The sequence below is a fragment of the Brenneria nigrifluens DSM 30175 = ATCC 13028 genome (assembly GCF_005484965.1).
GTDB classification, from domain to species: Bacteria; Pseudomonadota; Gammaproteobacteria; order Enterobacterales; family Enterobacteriaceae; genus Brenneria; species Brenneria nigrifluens.
In genome coordinates, this window is the sequence record NZ_CP034036.1 from 1,532,805 (window position 1) to 1,551,983 (window position 19,179).

Sequence of the window (19,179 nt, forward strand, 5' to 3'; positions counted from 1 at the left end):
GTGAACAGACGCAATTTTTTCAAGTTGGCCTCCGCCGGCGCGTTGCTGGCCGGTACGCCCCAGGCGGGTCAGGCCGCGGCAACCAATAAACAACCCATTCCCGGCGCCCTGGGGATGCTTTATGACTCCACGCTGTGCGTCGGCTGCCAGGCCTGCGTGACCGAATGTCAGCAGCTCAATAAGCTGACCTACAATCCGGACAGCAAAATCTACGCCGGCGGGAACGCCATCTGGTCGAACAACGATAAGCTCAGCCCTTACACCAATAACATTATTCAGGTGTGGAGCTCCGGCGACGGCAAAAACAAGGATCAGGTTGAGAACGGTTACGCCTATATCAAAAAGCAGTGCATGCACTGCGTCGATCCCAACTGCGTATCGGTTTGTCCGGTTTCCGCGCTGAAGAAAAATCCCAAAACCGGCGTGGTTCATTACGACGCCGACATTTGCACCGGCTGCCGTTACTGCATGGTGGCCTGTCCGTTCAACATCCCCAAGTACGATTACGAAAACCCGTTCGGCAAACTGCATAAATGCGAGCTGTGCAATCAGCCGGGGCTGGAACGACTGGACCAGGGCGGCCTGCCGGGCTGCGTGGACGTCTGTCCCACCGGCGCGGTCATTTTCGGTACGCGTGAAGAGCTGCTGGCCGAAGCCAGGCGCCGTTTGTCGCTGTCGGCCGGCGATGAGTATCACTATCCGCGCCAGACGCTGAGCAAAAAGGATACCTATCTCCATACCGTTCCGAAATACGACCAGCACGTCTATGGCGAAAAAGAGGCGGGCGGCACCCAGGTGCTGGTGCTGGCGGGCGTGCCTTATCAGAATCTTGATCTGCCCGAGCTGGCGGAACTTTCCACCGGCGCGCGCTCCGAGCATATCCAGCACACCCTGTATAAAGGCATGGTGCTGCCGCTGGCGGTATTGGCGGGGCTGTCGGTGCTGGTTCATCGCAATACCCGCGCGGACCGGCAGGATCACCAGGATCCGGCGGACGATAAACCCGCCGATAAGAAACAGGAGAACGATCATGACGGCGCATAAAGCGAGTCCGTTAGGCGGGCGTCTGGTCAGTTGGCCGGTGATGTTGCTGGCGCCGTTTGTCATTCTGTGCGCGCTGCTGATAGTGAAACGTCTGGTTTTCGGCATCGGCTCCGTTGCGGCGCTGAACGGCGGCTATCCCTGGGGGATCTGGATCGCCTTCGACCTGCTGGTGGGTACCGGTTTCGCCTGCGGCGGCTGGGCGCTGGCCTGGGCGGTGTATGTGTTTAACCGCGGCGAATACCACCCGCTGGTTCGTCCGGCGCTGTTGGCCAGCCTGTTCGGCTATTCACTGGGGGGGCTGTCGATCACCATCGACGTCGGGCGTTACTGGAACATTCCGTACTTCTTTATCCCCGGCTATTTCAATACCTCATCGGTACTGTTTGAAACCGCGGTCTGTATGACGATCTATATCGGCGTCATGGCGCTGGAGTTCGCGCCGGTGATCTGCGAGCGCATGGGCTGGAAGGTGTCGCTCAGGCGGTTAAATAAAGTGATGTTCCTGATTATCGCCCTCGGCGCGCTGCTGCCCACCATGCACCAGTCGTCAATGGGGTCGCTGATGATTTCCGCCGGGTTTAAGGTCCATCCGCTGTGGCAGAGCTATGAGCTATTGCCGCTGCTGTCGCTGCTGACGGCGTTCATCATGGGTTTTTCCATCGTGATGTTTGAGGGGTCGCTGGTGCAGGCCGGGCTGAAAGGCCGCGCCGCGAACGAAAAGCATCTGTTCGCCCGGCTGACGCAAATCATTCAGGTACTGCTGCTGCTGTTTGTGGTGCTGCGTTTCGGCGAGCTTATCTGGCGCGATAAAACTGGGTATCTGTTTACCGCCGATCGTTTCGCCATCACCTTCTGGTGCGAAATCGCGTTGATGGTTTTCCCGCTGATCCTGTTCCGCTTCAAACGCTGCCGCAATGACTCGCGTCTGCTGTTTATCGGGGCGCTGAGCATGCTGTTCGGGGCCGCGCTGTGGCGGCTGAGCTATTCCCTGCTGGCGTTCAATCCCGGCGGCGGCTATCACTACTTCCCGGCTACGTCGGAAGTGCTGATCTCCATCGGTTTTGTGGCGATTGAAGTCTGCGCATACATCTTGTTAATCCGGCTGCTGCCGGTACTTCCCGCGCTGGAAGGCGTTCATAAGAATTATCAGGCCGAGGTAAAGCATGAGCCAACGCATCACCATTGATCCCATTACCCGTATTGAGGGACACCTGCGCATTGATTGCGAAATTGAACAGGGGAAAGTCACTAAGGCCTGGTCGTCCGGCACCATGTGGCGTGGGATGGAAGAGATTGTAAAAGGTCAGGATCCGCGCGATGCCTGGATGATAGTGCAGCGTATCTGCGGCGTTTGCACCACGGTGCACGCCATCGCGTCCGTGCGGGCGGTGGAGAATGCCTTGCAGCTCAACGTTCCGGTCAACGCCCAGTATATCCGTAACCTGATCCTGGCGGCGCACAGCATCCATGACCATATCGTGCATTTTTATCAGCTTTCCGCGCTGGACTGGGTTGACGTCACCTCCGCCCTGGAGGCGGACCCGCAAAAGGCCGAAGCCTTACTGAAGGGGCTGTCCGACTGGCCGCTGAACAACGCGGCGGAATTCACCAAAGTGCAGCAGAAGGTGAAAGATCTGGTGGCCAGCGGCCAGTTGGGCATTTTTGCCAACGGCTATTGGGGACACCCGGCCATGAAGCTGCCGCCGGAAGTTAACCTGATCGCGGTCGCCCACTATCTCCAGGCGCTGGAGTGTCAGCGCGACGCCAACCGCATCGTGGCGATCCTCGGCGGTAAAACGCCGCATATCCAGAATCTGGCCGTGGGCGGCGTCGCCAACCCGATCAATCTGGATGCGCCCAGCGTGCTGAACCTGGAACGCCTGATGTACGTGAAGTCGTTTATCGATCGTCTGAGCGATTTTATCGAGCAGGTCTATAAGGTGGACAGCGTGGTGATTGCCGCCCACTATCCCGAATGGCTGAGTCTGGGGAAAGCCGCCGATCACTACCTCAGCGTGCCTGAACTGCCGACGGACGATAAAAACGGCGGTTTCCTGCTGGCGGGGGGCTACCTGGAAAACGGCGACTTTGCCAAATATCGCCCGATTACCAGCCATAACGATCCCTTTCTGATCGACGGCATCAAGGAGAGCGGCAAGCACGCCTGGTATCAGGATGACGAACCGCTGGCGCCGTGGGAAGGGCTGACGCGCCCGAACTACACCGGCTGGCAGGATGACGGCAAATACTCCTGGGTCAAGGCGCCGACCTTCTACGGCAAGACCGTCGAGGTGGGGCCGCTGGCCTGGCTGCTGTGCAGTCTGGCGGCCAAACATAAAGAGACCGACGCGCATTTCGCCCAGGTCGGCGCGGCGTACCACAAATTGACCGGCCAGCAGCTGCAGACGGAACATCTGCACTCCACGCTGGGCCGGGTGATCGGCCGTACGGTGCACTGCTGCGTGCTGAAGGATACGCTGGCGCAGCAATGGCAGGCGTTGGTGACCAATATCGGCAACGGCGATCACCAGACCTTTATCAAACCCGATCTGTCGCCGGACACCGAGTTCCGCGGCGTGGGGTTCGGCGAAATGCCGCGCGGCATGCTGTCGCACTGGATCGTGTTTAAAAACGGCAAAATCACCAACTATCAGGCGGTGGTTCCCTCCACCTGGAACTCCGGGCCGCGCAACTTCGAGGGCGTCGCCGGGCCTTATGAGCAGTCGCTGGTGGGAACGCCGATAGCCGATCCCCATAAGCCGCTGGAAGTGGTGCGCACCATCCACTCCTTTGACCCGTGCATGTCCTGTGCGGTGCATATTGTGGATACGGTAAACGGCAATGAAGTGACCAGGGTCAAGGTGCTGTGATGAACATACTGGTGCTGGGGATCGGCAACCTGCTGCTGAGCGATGAAGCCGTGGGCGTGCGCATTATCGAGGCGTTAGAGCGGCGCTATAGGTTTTCGCCGCAAATCGACATCCTTGACGGCGGTACGTCGGGCATGGAGCTGATGGAAGCGATGGCCGGACGCGATCACCTGATTGTGGCGGATGCGGTGCTGAGCGGGCAGGCGCCGGGGGAGGTGGCGGTACTGCGCGACGACGAAGTGCCGGCGCTGTTCACCCGCAAGATTTCCCCGCACCAGTTGGGCTTATCCGATGTGCTGATGGCGTTGCGGCTGACGGGCGAATTCCCGCAAAAGCTGACGCTGGTGGGGGTGGAGCCGGAGTCGCTGGAGGTGAATATCGGCCTGACGGCAACCGTTACGCGGGCGCTGGAGCCGGCCTTACAGCAGATTATCGCGGCGCTGCGGCAAAGCGGCGTCACCGTCAGCGAACGTGAGCATGACGAGGTCTGTAGTGAATAACCCAGTTGAAGCAGGCGATTTGGACCAGATGCCGGGCGAGCGCAAAGAATCCGCGCTTACTATCCGTCATGATGGTCATCCGGCGGCCTGGCTGGAACCGATGTTCGAGCAGGTCGCGCGGGAAAAGATGCGGATGCTGCCTTTTTATCGTGAAGGCATCCCGGTCAGGGCCTGCGGCTTTACCCTGTTTGAACGGCAGTGGGTCGGCTGTCTGCTGACGCCGTGGATGATAAGCCTGCTGGTGCTGCCGGGACCGGAGCAGGTGTGGCCGGTCAGAAAATTGGCCGATCGTCTGGCGCTGGCGCTGCCCTGCGGCAACGTGACGTTTATCGTCGGCGAGATGTCAGGGAAGCAGTATCTCTCCTGTTCGCTGATGTCGCCCATCGACGGCGGCATCAGCGGGGAGCAGGCGGTTCTGCTGGCGGAGCAGAGCGCGAAAATGGCGCTGTCGTTCCCCGTCGCGGACGGCGATGCGCCGCAGAATATCGGCCGCCGGGCGCTTTTCAGTCGCAATCGGAGTGAACGCCATGCATGAGATTTCCATGTGCTATAGCGCACTGGAACTGATTGAACAGCAGGCCCGTCAGCATCATGCCCGGCGGGTGACCGCCGTGTGGCTGGAAATAGGCGCGCTTTCCTGTATTGAGGAGAGCGCCCTGCGTTTTTGTTTTGAGTCAGCCTGCCGGCAAACGCTGGCGGAAGGATGTGAACTGCACGTTGCGGTTCGGCCGGCCAAAGCCTGGTGCTGGGAGTGCAGCGCCGTGGTGGAAATCGTCAACCATGACGCCGGGTGTCCGCAGTGCGGCAGCCATAATCTGCGAGTGGATGACGGCGACAGTATGCAGCTAAAGCAGTTAGCGGTGGAGTAACAACGGTTTTAAACCGGGAGGAGATCCCTATGTGTACCACATGCGGTTGCGGTGAAGGGGAAAGCAGAATCGAGGGTGACGAACATTCTCATCAGCATGACCATCATCACGGCCACGATCACGAACACGGTCATCAACACGACCACGATCACGGCCATCAACACGATCATCACCACGGCCACCATCACGGCGGTAAAATAAAGAGCCGCTGCGTGATTATCCATCACCACCATTATCACGGCGCTGTCCATAACCACTATTACGCGTTGCCGCCCAAGGGCGCTAAGCCGTCGGCCAAAGGCGCCGCCGACGAGGGCGAGGCCGCCTTTCAGCCCGAGGTCAGGGAGCAGGATCTGCATTACGGACGGGGCGCGGCCGGAACGCACGCGCCGGGCGTCGGGCAGCAGCGTCTGCTGCAGATTGAAATGGACGTGCTGAGCAAGAATAACCATCTGGCGCAGCATAACCGGGAGCATTTTCAGGCGCGGAATATCCTGGCGCTGAACCTGGTTTCCAGCCCCGGCTCCGGTAAAACCACGCTGTTGACTTCTACGCTGAACCATATCAGCCAGCGCCTTTCCTGTGCGGTGATCGAGGGCGATCAGCAAACCACCAACGACGCCGAGCGTATCCGCGCCACCGGCGTTAATGCGATTCAGGTGAACACCGGCAAAGGGTGCCATCTGGATGCGCAGATGGTGCACGACGCCGCGCACCGTCTGCAACTGGCGGACAACAGCCTGCTGTTTATCGAGAACGTCGGCAATCTGGTGTGCCCGGCGGGGTTCGACCTGGGCGAACAGGCCAAGGTCGCGGTGCTTTCGGTGACCGAAGGCGAAGACAAGCCGTTAAAATATCCCCATATGTTCGCCGCGGCCTCATTGATGATCATCAATAAAATCGATCTGTTGCCGTATGTGGATTTCAGTCTGGAAGCCTGCGTGGCCAATGCCCGCCGCGTTAACCCCGAGATTCAGGTTATCGCCCTGTCCGCCAGCAGCGGCGAAGGGATGGACGAATGGCTGGGCTGGCTGGAGGCGCAGCTATGTGCCTAGGCATTCCAGGGAAGGTGATTTCAGCGGGGGATGATATCCACCAGCCCGCTTATGTGGACGTTTGCGGCGTACAGCGTTCGGTGAATATTGCGCTGGTATGCGAAGGTTCGCCCGCCGACCTGATCGGCCAGTGGGTGTTGGTGCACGTCGGTTTCGCCATGAGCCTGCTGGACGAACAGGAGGCGCAGGATACGCTGGCGGCCTTGCAGTCGATGCGCGCCGTGGGGCTGGAACTGGATGAAATGCGTCAGAGCGGAGCCGATTATGCAGTACGTTGATGAATTCCGCGATCCCGAGCTGGCGAAAGCGCTGCTGCAACGTATTCGGGCGCTGGTGGCCGATATGCCGCAGCTGCGTGAACGCCCGCTACAGCTGATGGAGGTCTGCGGCGGCCATACCCACGCCATTTTCAAATTCGGGCTGGACCGGCTGCTGCCGCCGGAAATCGAGTTCGTCCACGGTCCGGGCTGCCCGGTTTGCGTGCTGCCGATGGGGCGTATCGACGCCTGTCTGGAAATTGCGGCGCATCCCGAGGTGATTTTCTGCACCTTCGGCGACGCCATGCGCGTGCCGGGGAGGAACGGTTCGTTGCAGGACGCCCGCCGCCATGGCGCCGATGTGCGCATCGTCTATTCGCCGCTGGATGCGCTGGCGCTGGCGGAGAAAAATCCGCAGCGGCAGGTGGTGTTTTTCGGGCTGGGATTCGAAACCACCATGCCGAGCACGGCGCTGACGCTGCAACAGGCCAAACGCCGCAACATCGGCAATTTCACCCTGTTTTGCCAGCACATCACCATTATTCCGACCCTGAAGAGCCTGCTGCAACAGCCTGATTTGCGCATCGACGGTTTTCTGGCGCCGGGGCACGTCAGCATGGTGATCGGCGCTTATCCCTATCAGCCGCTGTGCGATCGCTTTCATAAACCCTTTGTGGTCACCGGGTTCGAACCGCTGGATATTTTACAGGCGCTGCTGATGCTGGTAAGCCAGCTGCACGACGCGCGCTGCGAGGTGGAAAACCAGTACCGGCGCATCGTGCCGGACGGCGGCAATCCGCTGGCGCAGCAGGCGATGGAGGAGGTGTTTGAAATCAAGGCCAGCAGCGAATGGCGCGGGTTGGGCGAAATAGCCGAATCCGGTATGCAGCTGCGGCCCGCCTATGCCGACTTTGACGCCGAGCGCCGTTTTCATCCGCGGCAGCAGCGCGTGGCCGACGAGCCGGGATCGCGCTGCGGCGACGTATTGACCGGGCGCTGCAAGCCGGCGGATTGTCCGCTTTTCGCCCGCAGCTGTACCCCGCAAAATGCGATAGGGGCGCTGATGGTCTCCTCCGAGGGAGCCTGTGCGGCTTATTATCAGTATCGGCGGGAGTGCGCCTGAATGAGTAGTCCAAAAGAGATGCAGCCAAAAGAAATTACCCTGGCGCACGGCAGCGGCGGCCGGGCGATGCAGCAGTTGATTGAACAGCTGTTTTTGCAGGCGTTCGACAATCCGCTGCTGGGGCAGCGGGAAGATCAGGCCAGACTGCCGCTGGCGCCGTTGACGCAGCAGGGCGATCGGCTGGCGTTCACCACCGACAGCTACGTTATCGATCCGATTTTTTTCCCCGGCGGGGATATCGGTAAACTGGCGGTGTGCGGCACGGCGAATGATATTGCGGTCAGCGGGGCGACGCCGCAGTATCTCTCCTGCGGTTTTATTATCGAAGAGGGATTTTCCGGCGCCGACCTGCGCAGGATCGTGGAATCCATGGCGCAAACCGCCCGCGACGCCGGGATACAGATCGTCACCGGGGACACCAAAGTGGTGCCGCGCGGCGCCGCCGACAAAATCTTTATCAATACCTCCGGGATCGGCGCGATTCCGACGGATATTCGCTGGGGCGCCGGGGAGATTCGTCCGGGGGATAAAATTATCGTCAGCGGTACGCTGGGCGATCACGGCGCCGCCGTTCTCAACCTGCGCGAACAGCTGGGGCTGGAGGCGGAGCTCGCCAGCGACTGCGCGGTGCTGGCGCCGTTGATCGCTCCGCTGCGTGATATTGCCGGGGTGCGCGCCCTGCGCGACGCCACCCGCGGCGGGGTGACCGCCATCCTGCATGAGTACGCCCAGGCCAGCGGCTACGGTATGGAAATCAACGAAAGCGCATTGCCGTTGAAGCAGGCGGTGCGCGGCATTTGTGAAATACTGGGGCTGGAGGCGCTGAATTTCGCCAATGAGGGCAAGCTGGTGCTGGTGGTGTCCACCGAGGCGGAAAGCGCCGTATTGGCCGCGCTGCGCGCGCATCCGCTAGGCCGTGACGCGGCAACCATCGGTTCGGTGACGGAAAAACCGCAGGTGCGGCTGTGCGGGGTGTTCGGCGCCTCGCGGCTGCTGGATCTGCCGCATAACGAGCCGATGCCGCGGATTTGCTGACGACATGTCCCCTTGCAGGGAGAAAGCGCCCCCCTGACAAGGGCTGTCTCTTATACACAAATGCAGGGAGTCATGACGGGTTTTGCCGTTACCCGGCGTAAGGAATTATGCTGAGGTGAACTTGACCGCCGAGTGAGCAGCATGGATGCTGCGAAAACCAGTGCCGCGTCGGGAACGCGTCACTGGTGGCTCGAATAGCGGTCATGGGCGCCGAAGGCACCTGCGCAGCAGGCATAATTTCAGCCGGAAGCCAGGGTTCTCAGGGCTGCGGCGACTGAGCGCCCTGAGTCGGGCGCGTGCTTCGACGTGGCATAAAAATGCCTTTCTTTTCGCGCACGAAATAGCACTGAACTTACATAGAAACCTGTATACACAGAAGCCTGTATAAACAGAAAAGGAATATACCCCACGTAAGCATGAACAATAACGGCATTCAGATCCGCGTAAAAGGCAAAGTGCAGGGGGTGGGGTTTCGGCCTTATGTCTGGCAGTTGGCGCAGCAACTGAAGCTGTGCGGCAGCGTCAGCAACGACGGCGCCGGGGTGCTGATTCATCTTTATCAGTCGGAAAATATTGAACGCTTTATCAACGCGCTGCCGGCCGGATGCCCGCCGCTGGCGCATATCGACAGCATTACCCGCCGGCCGTGGCAGTGGACGGCCGTACCTACGGCGTTTGTTATCGAACACAGCGGCGCCGGGCGGATGGATACCCAGGTGGTGCCGGACGCCGCCACCTGCGAGGCGTGCCGGCGCGAACTCAACGACCCGGCGAATCGCCGCTATCGCTACCCCTTTATCAACTGCACCCACTGCGGTCCCCGCTTTACCATAATCCGCCGGATGCCCTACGACCGCCCGTTTACCTCGATGGCGGATTTCCCGCAGTGTCCGCAATGCCTGGCCGAGTACCGGCAGCCGGCGGATCGGCGTTTTCACGCCCAGCCCAACGCCTGCCCGCAGTGCGGTCCGCAGGTCTGGCTGGAGAATGGCGCATCGCAGCGACTGGCCGAGGGGGAAGACGCCATCCGTCAGGCCGCCGGCGCCCTGCGGGCGGGGAAAATCGTGGCGATTAAAGGGATTGGCGGCTTTCACCTGGCCTGCGACGCCACCAATACCCAGGCGGTGCAGCGCCTGCGCCAACGCAAGCATCGTCCCGGCAAGCCGTTGGCCGTTATGGCGCCGGATGCCGCGTGGCTTGAGAGATGCGCCGCCGTCGACGATATGCCCGCGGCGTTGCGGTTGCTGCAAAGCGGCGCCGCGCCGATTGTGCTGCTGCCCTGGCGTCAGGACGGCCCGCTGTCGGCGTCGATCGCCCCCGGCCTGTCCGAGGTCGGGATGATGCTGCCCGCCAATCCGTTGCAACATCTGCTGCTGGCGCAGGTAGATCTGCCGCTGGTGATGACCTCCGGCAACGCCAGCGGCAAACCGCCCGCCTTGAGCAATGCGCAGGCGACGGAGCAGCTTGGCGCCATTGCCGATCGCTGGTTAATGCATAACCGGGATATTGTGCAGCGGGCCGATGACTCGCTGGTCAGGCTGCACCACCAGGGTTTATTCAAGAGCAGGGCGGAAATGCTGCGCCGGGCGCGCGGCTACGTACCGGACGCCCTGCCGCTGCCGCCGGGGTTTGCCGGCCAGCCTGCGCTGCTGGCGCTGGGGGCGGATTTAAAAAACACCTTTTGCCTGCTGCGTGATGAAAACGCGGTGGTCAGCCAGCATCTTGGCGATCTGGAGGACAGCGATGTCGAACGGCAGTACCGCCAGTCAATCGCCTTGTTTGAGGATATTTACCGTTTCGCCCCCGGCGCGCTGGCGGTTGATGCGCATCCCGGCTATATCAGCCATCGCCTGGGCAAACAGCTGGCCGAACGGCGGCATATTCCCTGTATCGAGGTGCTGCACCATCACGCCCATATCGTCTCCTGTCTGGCGGAGCATCAATGGCCGCGCGACGCCGGGCCGGTTATCGGACTGGCGCTGGACGGCATCGGCTATGGCGCCGACGGCCGGTGGTGGGGCGGGGAGTGTTTGCTGGCGGACTATGCCCAGTGCCGTCATCTCGGCGGCTTGCCCGCCGTAGCGCTGCCCGGCGGCGATCTGGCCGCCCGCCAGCCGTGGCGCAACTTGCTGGCGCAGTGGCTGCGTTTTGTTCCTGACTGGCAGTCGTTACCGCAGGCCTCGGCGATCCCGGCGTCCTCTTCCGCTTTGCTGAGCAGGGCGATTGCGCGCGGCATCAATGCGCCGCCGGCCTCATCCGCCGGCCGGTTATTTGACGCCGTCGCGGCGGCAACGGGATTTCCGCACGAGGCGCAAAGCTGGGAAGGGGAGGCGGCCTGCTGGCTGGAGTCGCTGGCGTGGCGCAGCGAGCGGTTTCAGCGTCAGCGGGCGCAGTGGCGGCCGCCGGTCGCGCTGCCGGTGTTGGCGGACGGCAGGCTGGATCTGGCCGCCTTCTGGCGGCAGTGGCTGGATTACCGCGCCGCGCCCGCCGACAAAGCCTATGCGTTCCATTACGCGCTGGCGCAGGGATTTGCCGCCCTGGCCCGGCGCGCCGCCCGGCGGCACGGCATCCATACGGTGGCGCTGTCCGGCGGGGTGATGCATAACCGCCTGCTCTCCGTGCTGCTGCATCAGCAGCTGTCAGGGCTGACGGTGCTGCAGCCGCAGCGGCTGCCCGCTGGCGACGGCGGGCTGTCGCTGGGGCAGGCGCTGATCGCGGCGGCGCAATTATCGCCTGCGGGCGCTCAGGGGTAAAATCCCCGATTAAGCGCCAGCACCGCTTCGGCGACGCGCGGATAGAAGTCGGACTCCAACTCCCCCCGTTCGAACAGGGTAGTGTTCTTTATCCCGAAGCTGCGGAAATTAAACTTCAGAGAGTTTTCAATTATGCGAGTCGTATCGCATTTTTATCTGATAAAGCACTTGCAATATTTTTTGGCTTGTCAGGTTAATTAATTTTAATACGGGGTTTTTTATTTTCATTTTTATAACATTATTAAACGTTAATTCGGATAACATGATGAAAAATATAAATAATAAAAAAGTAACTTGTAGGTTTTATTTTAAATAAAATATGAAAATAGGTTAATGGAAAGCAAATCCGCCGCTAAAATAAACTATCGCCCGCCAAGGGGAGATCGGGCGCGTTGATAAATAAAAATAATTATCATTTAATTATCCTATTGCCTTTGAGGGGATGGATATAAATGAACATCGATTTGACGCCCTATTATGCCCAGCCCGGCGCCCAGCCGTTCGGCGCGCGGCGCATGGCCATGCCTTGGCGCAACCATGTGCCGCTGTCGGCTGAACAGATCCCCGCCGGCTGGCAGGCATTGAAACAGCAGGTTTTACCCGCCCGCAAGCGTCTGCTGTATTTACATATTCCTTTCTGCGCCACCCACTGCACCTTCTGCGGTTTCTATCAGAATAAACTGCGTGCGGACAGTACCGAAACCTACACCCGCTATCTGTTGCAGGAGCTGGCGATGGAGGCGGACAGCCCGCTGCATCAGGCGGCGCCGATCCACGCCGTCTATTTTGGCGGCGGCACGCCGACGGCGCTGTCGGCGACCGAACTGGCGCGGATAATCACCGCCATTCGCACCTCATTGCCTCTCGCCCCCGACTGCGAGATTACGGTTGAAGGCAGGGCGATGGATTTTGACGATGCGCGTATCGACGCCTGCCTGGACGCGGGGGCCAACCGTTTTTCCATCGGTATTCAGACCTTTGACAGCCGTATTCGCCAGCGCATGGCGCGCACCTCGGATAAAGGGCAGTCTATCCGCTTTCTGGAACAGTTGTGCCGGCGCGATCGCGCCGCGGTGGTGTGCGACCTGATGTTCGGTCTGCCGGGGCAAACGACGGAAACCTGGCGGGAGGATCTGAATATTGTCAGTAATTTGCCGCTGGACGGGGTCGATCTCTACGCCTTGAATTTATTGCCCACCACGCCGTTGGCGAAAGCGGCGGAAAATAAGCGGGTGGAACTGCCGGATGTCGCCGCCCGGCGTGATTTTTACCGTACCGGCGCCTCCTTTCTGGCGGACGCCGGCTGGCATCAGTTAAGCAACAGCCATTGGGCCAGAACCACCCGCGAGCGCAATCTGTATAACCTGCTGATAAAGCAGGGCGCGGACTGTCTGGCGCTGGGCAGCGGAGCGGGCGGTAATCTCAACGGCCAATCTTATATGATGGAGCGCAGCCTGGAGCGCTATTACCAGGCCCTGGATCAAGGGCAAAAACCAATCATGATGATGACGCCGGCCAGCCCGTCCGGCCCCTGGCAGCACCAGCTTCAGGCCGGGATCGAAGTAGGGCGGCTTAAACTGCCTCAGCTAACCCGCCACGCCGATGCGCTTCAGCCCTTGCTGACCCAGTGGCATCAGTCGGGGCTGACCCGTGATGATTCCACCTATCTGCGTTTGACCGACGACGGCCGTTTCTGGGCGAACAACCTGATGCAGGCGTTACAACAGATTATTCCGCAGCTTAATGCCGAAGAACACGCCCACTAGCCGGAGACTAACCATGACATTGTATGAATTATTGGCAACCGAGCCGGATGGCACGCTGGAAGATATCGCCGCTCAGTATGACACCTCGCTGTTCGACGTGGTTAAGGCGTTACCCGAAGTTCAGCGTACCCTGGTCGCCGGCGAGCGGTTCGACCAGGTCTGGGAGGCGATTGCCGGCTGGGGGGAAGTGACGTTAATCAGCCATACTGCGGATGCCATTCTGGAATTTAAAAGCGAGCTGCCGAGCGGCGCGCACCGCCACGGTTACTTTAACCTGCGCGGCAGGAATGGGCTAAGCGGGCATATTCGGGCGGTAAACTGCCGGCATATCGCTTTTATCGAGCGCAAGTTTATGGCAATGGACACAGCATCTGTGGTGTTTTTTAATGCCGCCGGAGCTGCTATGTTTAAAATCTTTCTCGGACGGGATAGCCATCGCCAGCTGTTAACCACCCAGGTTGAGGCGTTCCGTACCTTGGCGCTTGAGCTACAGCCGGAGCAGGTATGACGTGGTTACTCTTTGGAGCGGGTCAGGGAGTGGGGCGCTGTTTGTTGCAGCGCGCCATTGAATGCGAGCAGCCGGTGGTGGCGGTGCTGCGGAGTGCCGAACAGGTCGCGCACTGGCGCGGGCAGGGCGTCACCGTGGTGCAGGGCGATGCCCGCGACGCCGATACCGTGGCGCAGGCCTGCCGCCTGGCGGGGCGAGCGGCTATCGTCGTCTCGACCATGGGCGGCGGCGAGGTGAACTATCAGGGCCACCGGGTAGTGATTGACGGCGCCGAACAGGCCGGGATAACGCGCATGCTGCTGGTGACCTCCATGGGCTGCGGCGAGCAATGGCCCTTGTTGTCGCCGCGCGCCAAAGCCGCTTTCGGGCTGGCGGTGCGGGAAAAGTCGCTGGCGGAAAGCTGGTTGCAGACCAGTTCGCTGGATTATTGCATCGTCCGTCCGGGGGGATTGCTGGATGTGGTCGCCACGCACAACGCCCAGCTTACGCAGGGCAATGCGATGCTGGGCCTGGTCTCCCGTCAGGATGTGGCGCTGAGCGTCGATCGGCTCTTACAGCAGCCGGTATTTGGCAACCAGATTTACAGCCTTATCGATCCGGAGCTTGAGCTGCCGTTGATGCCATAACCCCCTTGCGCCGCCGCCGGGTAAATTGCCCCCTGTTATCTTTTTCGGTCTATGCTTTAGTCAGGACGTAATGTTGTATTTTTGTTAATTGCGCGCCGGCGCAATTTTTTTCCTGAGAGCAATACTCGTAAGCATAACGGTGGTGGTGATGGATGAAGTGAAACGCATTCTGAGCGAAGAAATTGATAAAATTAACCGGGAAGAAAAACGCGGCGATAATAAGATCAGATTCAGCCGGAAATTTATGCAGTCTCATCCGTATCTTTTTTCCACGATGTTGATTAGCTACATTCCGGTGGCGGCCATTCTGCTCTATGCCCCTTATTTCGGTTGGTACTACGCCGTCGGCTTTACCGTCTTTGTGCTGGTGATGGTGCTGGCGTTGTCATTGGACATTCGTCCCAAATTTCGCTTTGAAGATATCGACGTGCACGATCTGCGTATTTGCTACAACGGCGGCTGGTTCACCACCCGGCACATGTCGCCGGCGGCGGTGGATAAATTGCTGAACAATGAACATGTCCCGCCTGATGTGAAAACGGGGATAGACAGAATCCTGCACCACAAAGGCGCGGTGGTTTTTTACGACGTCTTCTCGCTGGCCTATCGCCAACCGCCGCCGGCGTGAGTTCTGTACTGTTTTAATGGCTCAATGCTACGATGACATCGCCGCGCGTTAGTGCTGAGTGCGGCGGGATATCCCGTTAATTTCAGCTACCACAGGCAGAAAAGGAAGATGAGCGAGAAGGCGTTGTTGGTTATTCAGATGGGCGAGCCGCCGGAAGATATTGCGGCTCAGGTCGGGCAGCAGGGGAAATGGTTTGCCGATGCGCTGCCGGAGCGGCATGATGCGTTACGGGTGATACGCCCGGATCGCGGCGAGGCGCTGCCGACGTTTGAGCGGGTATCGGCGGCGATTATTTCCGGTTCCTGGGCGATGGTCACCGATCGGCTGGCGTGGAGCGAATATACCGCCGGCTGGGTGCGCGAAGCCTTTCACGCAGAGGTGCCGATGCTGGGCGTCTGCTACGGACATCAGCTGCTGGCGCATGCGCTGGGCGGCACGGTGGGAGACAACCCCAACGGCCCGGAATTGGGGCTTCAGACGGTAACGCTGCACCCAGCGGCGGAAAAAACGCTTTGCCTGCAACATCACCCTTCACGGTTCACCGCCTACCTTACCCACCGTCAGTCGGTGCTGGTTGCGCCGCCGGGGGCGGAGATTCTGGCCGCGTCACAGGCCGACCGCTGCCAGATAATTCGCTACAGCGATAAGGTGCTGAGCGTACAGTTCCATCCGGAATTCAATGCGCAGATCATGCTGGCCTGTTTGCGGCGTAATGAAACCCGGCTGCGCGAGCTGGGTTTTGACGTTGAGCGCATGATGCAACTGAGCGACGAACCGCTGTGGGCGCGAAAAATCCTGCTGGATTTCGTTCAGCAGTATGCCGCCCGCTAGCCGCGCCGCGTTATTTCCCCCCGATCGGTAAACTTTTTCCCGGCAGGGCTGCTTATGTATTAAGCGGCCTTATCTATCGGCACGTCTGAACAAAATTACTTCTCCAACTGTTATATAAAAAAATAACCTCTCAAACCCCTGAAATAATACCTATACTTAATGTGGTTTTTGGCTGGTGTAACCAGCGCTTTATTCCATCTTATAAAAAGAAATAAAAACTTTATTTTCAATGTAAGCCATGTAGTGCGAGGCACTTTCCATGCAGGTCAGCAGACGACAATTTTTTAGAATATGCGCGGGCGGCATGGCCGGAACCACGGTGGCGGCGCTGGGTTTTTCGCCCGCCGCCGCGCTGGCGGAAACCCGGCAATATAAGTTGTTGCGCGCCAAAGAGACGCGCAATAACTGCACCTACTGTTCGGTGGGGTGCGGCATTTTGATGTACAGCCTGGGCGATGGCGCCAAAAACGCCAAACCCTCCATTTTTCATATCGAAGGGGACCCGGACCATCCAGTGAGCCGCGGCGCATTGTGTCCGAAAGGGGCGGGACTGATTGATTATATTCATAGCGACCAGCGGCTTAAATATCCCGAATACCGCGCGCCGGGTTCGGATAAGTGGCAGCGCATCAGCTGGGCGGAGGCCTATGAGCGCATCGCCAAACTGATGAAGGCCGACCGGGACGCCAACTTTATCGAGAAAAACGACGCCGGGGCGACCGTTAACCGCTGGCTGACCACCGGCATGCTGTGCTCATCGGCGGCGAGTAATGAAACCGGAATGCTGGACTTCCGTTTTACCCGCGCGCTGGGGATGCTGGGGATCGATACGCAGGCGCGCCTGTGCCATGCCCCGAGCGTATCGGCGCTGGCGCCCACATTCGGCCGCGGCGCTATGACAAACAACTGGGTCGATATCAGAAACGCCAACGTGGTGCTGGTGATGGGCGGCAACCCGGCGGAGGCGCATCCGGTGGGCTTCCGCTGGGCGGTGGAAGCCAAAATCAAAAACGGCGCCAAGCTGATCGTGGTCGACCCGCGCTTTAACCGCACCGCATCGGTCGCCGATCTTTACGCCCCGATCCGCGCCGGTTCAGACATTACTTTCCTGCTGGGGGTGATTCGCTATCTGCTTGGCAACAATAAGGTGCAGATGGAGTATGTGAAGTCCTACACTAACGCCAGCCTGCTGGTGCGCGAGGACTACCGTTTCGATGACGGTATTTTCAGCGGCTACGACCCGCAGGCGCGCAAATACGATCGCGCCTCCTGGCAGTACGAACTGGATGAAAACGGCTTCGCCAAACGCGATGCCGCCCTGAGCCACCCGCGCTGCGTATGGAACCTGATGAAGCAGCACGTGGAGCGCTACACGCCGGAGGTGGTTTCCAGCATCTGCGGCACGCCGCAGGACGAGTTTCTCACCATCTGCGACATTCTGGCCTCCACCTGCGTGCCGGACCGAACGGCGACCATTCTGTATGCGCTGGGCTGGACGCAGCACACCACCGGTTCGCAGATGATCCGCGCGGCGGGGATGATCCAACTGCTGCTGGGAAATATCGGCATGATCGGCGGCGGCATCAACGCGCTGCGCGGCCACTCCAATATTCAGGGCTACACCGATCTGGGGCTGCTCTCGCTGCGCCTGCCGGGCTACATGGATCTGCCGTCGGAAAAACAGACCACCTTGCAGGACTATCTGGCGCAAATCACGCCGCAGGCGCTGCTGCCGGATCAGGTCAACTACTGGAAAAACACCCCTAAATTCTTTATCAGCCTGATGAAAAGCCTGTACGGCGATAAGGCGCGCAAAGAAAACGACTGGGGATTCGACTGGCTGCCGAAGTGGGATCAGAGCTATGACGCGCTGAATTTCACCCAGCGCATGATCGAAGGCAAGGTCAACGGCTATATCGCCCAGGGATTTAACCCGATAGCCGCCTTTGCCGACTCCAACAAGGCGCGCGATGCGCTGAAAAAACTGAAATTTCTGGTGATTATCGACCCGCTGGCCACCGAGACTTCGAATTTCTGGCAAAACCACGGCGAGTTGAACGAGGTGGACCCGGCGCAAATCCAGACGGAGGTTTTCCGCCTGCCTTCAAACTGTTTTGCCGAGGAAAACGGATCGATCGTCAATTCCGGCCGCTGGCTGCAGTGGCACTTCAGCGGCGCGGAGCCGCCGGCGGAAGCCCGGCACGACGGGGTGATTCTGGCCGGCATTTTCCTGCGCCTGCGGGAGATGTACGCCAAAGAGGGCGGCGCCAATCCTGAACCGGTGCTCAATATGGCGTGGAATTACCTCGACCCGGAAGACCCGACGCCGGAAGAGGTGGCGAAAGAGGGCAACGGCTACGCGCTGGAAGATATTTACGACGAGCAGGGCAACCTGGTGCTGAAAAAAGGCCAACTGCTGGCCGACTTTTCGCAACTGCGCGACGACGGCGCCACCGCCAGTTTCTGCTGGGTGTACACCGGCTGCTGGACCGAGCAGGGCAACCAGATGGCGCGGCGCGACAACGCCGATCCCTCCGGCCTGGGCAACACCCCCGGCTGGGCCTGGGCCTGGCCGCAAAACCGCCGCATTCTGTATAACCGCGCCTCGGCGGACGAACAGGGCAACCCCTGGGATCCGAAACGCGAACTGATTCGCTGGACCGGAGAGCGCTGGACCGGCATCGACATCCCCGACTACGGCAATGCGCCGCCCGGCAGCGGCGTGGGGCCGTTTATTTTACAGGCCGAGGGGCTGGGACGCCTGTTCGCCATCGACAAGCTCGCAGACGGTCCGTTCCCGGAACACTACGAGCCGGTGGAATCGCCGCTGGCGAAGAGTCCGCTGCACGAAAACACGCGCTTCAATCCGGCGGCCCGACTGTTTGACGCCGACCGCCGGCGTATGGGCGCCGCGGCTGAATTCCCCTATGTGGCGACCACCTACTCGATTACCGAACTGTTTCGTCACTGGACCAAACACGCGCGCCTGAACGCCATCGTCCAGCCGGAGCAGTTTGTCGAAATCGGCGAAGCGCTGGCCGGGCAGAAAGGCATCCGCGCCGGCGATATGGTGAAGCTCAGCAGCAAACGCGGCTATATCAAGGCCAAAGCGGTGGTCACCAAACGCATCCGCACGCTGATGATCGAAGGCCGGCCGGTGGAAACCATCGGCGTGCCTTGCCATTGGGGATTCGAAGGCGCCACGCAGAAAGGGTTTCTGGCCAATATTCTGACGCCGCACGTTGGAGATGCCAATACCCAGACGCCGGAATACAAGGCGTTCCTGGTTAATCTGGAAAAGGCGTAGCGGAGAG

The 19,179-nt window shown here is 60.0% G+C and carries 17 protein-coding genes; all 17 read left to right on the forward strand.

Annotation, left to right across the window (positions count from 1 at the left end; all coding sequences use genetic code 11):
- The 17 genes from hybA to fdnG all read left to right on the forward strand — a co-directional run bounded on the left by hybA (nucleotide 1) and on the right by fdnG (nucleotide 19,172).
- Nucleotides 1-1,044, forward strand: a complete 1,044-nt coding sequence (hybA, locus tag EH206_RS07065) for a hydrogenase 2 operon protein HybA (protein WP_009112097.1) — start codon at nucleotides 1-3, stop codon at nucleotides 1,042-1,044.
- Nucleotides 1,031-2,230, forward strand: coding sequence for a Ni/Fe-hydrogenase cytochrome b subunit (gene hybB / locus EH206_RS07070; protein WP_009112098.1), 1,200 nt, complete (start codon nucleotides 1,031-1,033; stop codon nucleotides 2,228-2,230). Before hybA ends, hybB begins: the two co-directional genes overlap by 14 nt.
- Nucleotides 2,208-3,914: a hydrogenase 2 large subunit gene (gene hybC, locus EH206_RS07075; RefSeq protein ID WP_009112099.1), complete on the forward strand. Its 1,707-nt coding sequence runs from the start codon at nucleotides 2,208-2,210 to the stop codon at nucleotides 3,912-3,914. Before hybB ends, hybC begins: the two co-directional genes overlap by 23 nt.
- On the forward strand, nucleotides 3,914-4,414 hold the full coding sequence (locus EH206_RS07080; protein ID WP_009112100.1) for a HyaD/HybD family hydrogenase maturation endopeptidase: 501 nt from the start codon (nucleotides 3,914-3,916) through the stop codon (nucleotides 4,412-4,414). Before hybC ends, EH206_RS07080 begins: the two co-directional genes overlap by 1 nt.
- 28 nt (nucleotides 4,415-4,442) lie before the next feature.
- Nucleotides 4,443-4,949 carry a hydrogenase-2 assembly chaperone gene (hybE, locus tag EH206_RS07085; protein ID WP_050815595.1) on the forward strand — a complete coding sequence of 169 codons (507 nt, stop codon included), beginning with the start codon at nucleotides 4,443-4,445 and terminating at the stop codon, nucleotides 4,947-4,949.
- Complete coding sequence (gene hypA, locus EH206_RS07090; RefSeq protein ID WP_009112102.1) at nucleotides 4,942-5,283, forward strand: hydrogenase maturation nickel metallochaperone HypA; 342 nt, start codon at nucleotides 4,942-4,944, stop codon at nucleotides 5,281-5,283. The genes hybE and hypA overlap by 8 nt, the downstream gene beginning before the upstream one ends.
- Nucleotides 5,284-5,312: 29 nt before the next feature.
- A complete protein-coding gene (hypB, locus tag EH206_RS07095; protein WP_009112103.1) occupies nucleotides 5,313-6,338 on the forward strand; it encodes a hydrogenase nickel incorporation protein HypB in 1,026 nt (341 codons plus the stop codon).
- Complete coding sequence (hybG, locus tag EH206_RS07100) at nucleotides 6,329-6,616, forward strand: hydrogenase maturation factor HybG (RefSeq protein WP_009112104.1); 288 nt, start codon at nucleotides 6,329-6,331, stop codon at nucleotides 6,614-6,616. The genes hypB and hybG overlap by 10 nt, the downstream gene beginning before the upstream one ends.
- The gene (gene hypD, locus EH206_RS07105) at nucleotides 6,603-7,718 is read left to right on the forward strand and encodes a hydrogenase formation protein HypD (protein ID WP_009112105.1); all 1,116 of its coding nucleotides are present in this window, start codon (nucleotides 6,603-6,605) and stop codon (nucleotides 7,716-7,718) included. Before hybG ends, hypD begins: the two co-directional genes overlap by 14 nt.
- A gap of 18 nt (nucleotides 7,719-7,736) precedes the next feature.
- Complete coding sequence (gene hypE, locus EH206_RS07110) at nucleotides 7,737-8,753, forward strand: hydrogenase expression/formation protein HypE (RefSeq protein WP_040343009.1); 1,017 nt, start codon at nucleotides 7,737-7,739, stop codon at nucleotides 8,751-8,753.
- A 416-nt stretch (nucleotides 8,754-9,169) separates the two neighbouring features.
- Nucleotides 9,170-11,506: a carbamoyltransferase HypF gene (hypF, locus tag EH206_RS07115; protein WP_009112107.1), complete on the forward strand. Its 2,337-nt coding sequence runs from the start codon at nucleotides 9,170-9,172 to the stop codon at nucleotides 11,504-11,506.
- A 452-nt stretch (nucleotides 11,507-11,958) separates the two neighbouring features.
- Nucleotides 11,959-13,272 carry a heme anaerobic degradation radical SAM methyltransferase ChuW/HutW gene (gene hutW / locus EH206_RS07120; protein WP_009112108.1) on the forward strand — a complete coding sequence of 438 codons (1,314 nt, stop codon included), beginning with the start codon at nucleotides 11,959-11,961 and terminating at the stop codon, nucleotides 13,270-13,272.
- 13 nt (nucleotides 13,273-13,285) lie between these two features.
- Nucleotides 13,286-13,780: a heme utilization cystosolic carrier protein HutX gene (hutX, locus tag EH206_RS07125; RefSeq protein WP_009112109.1), complete on the forward strand. Its 495-nt coding sequence runs from the start codon at nucleotides 13,286-13,288 to the stop codon at nucleotides 13,778-13,780.
- A complete protein-coding gene (locus tag EH206_RS07130) occupies nucleotides 13,777-14,406 on the forward strand; it encodes an NAD(P)H-binding protein (protein ID WP_009112110.1) in 630 nt (209 codons plus the stop codon). The genes hutX and EH206_RS07130 overlap by 4 nt, the downstream gene beginning before the upstream one ends.
- 148 nt (nucleotides 14,407-14,554) lie before the next feature.
- Complete coding sequence (locus tag EH206_RS07135) at nucleotides 14,555-15,034, forward strand: YlaC family protein (protein WP_009112111.1); 480 nt, start codon at nucleotides 14,555-14,557, stop codon at nucleotides 15,032-15,034.
- Nucleotides 15,035-15,142: 108 nt separating this feature from the next.
- Nucleotides 15,143-15,865: a glutamine amidotransferase gene (locus EH206_RS07140; RefSeq protein WP_009112112.1), complete on the forward strand. Its 723-nt coding sequence runs from the start codon at nucleotides 15,143-15,145 to the stop codon at nucleotides 15,863-15,865.
- A 259-nt stretch (nucleotides 15,866-16,124) separates the two neighbouring features.
- Nucleotides 16,125-19,172 carry a formate dehydrogenase-N subunit alpha gene (gene fdnG, locus EH206_RS07145; RefSeq protein WP_009112113.1) on the forward strand — a complete coding sequence of 1,016 codons (3,048 nt, stop codon included), beginning with the start codon at nucleotides 16,125-16,127 and terminating at the stop codon, nucleotides 19,170-19,172.
- Nucleotides 19,173-19,179: the final 7 nt, after the last annotated feature.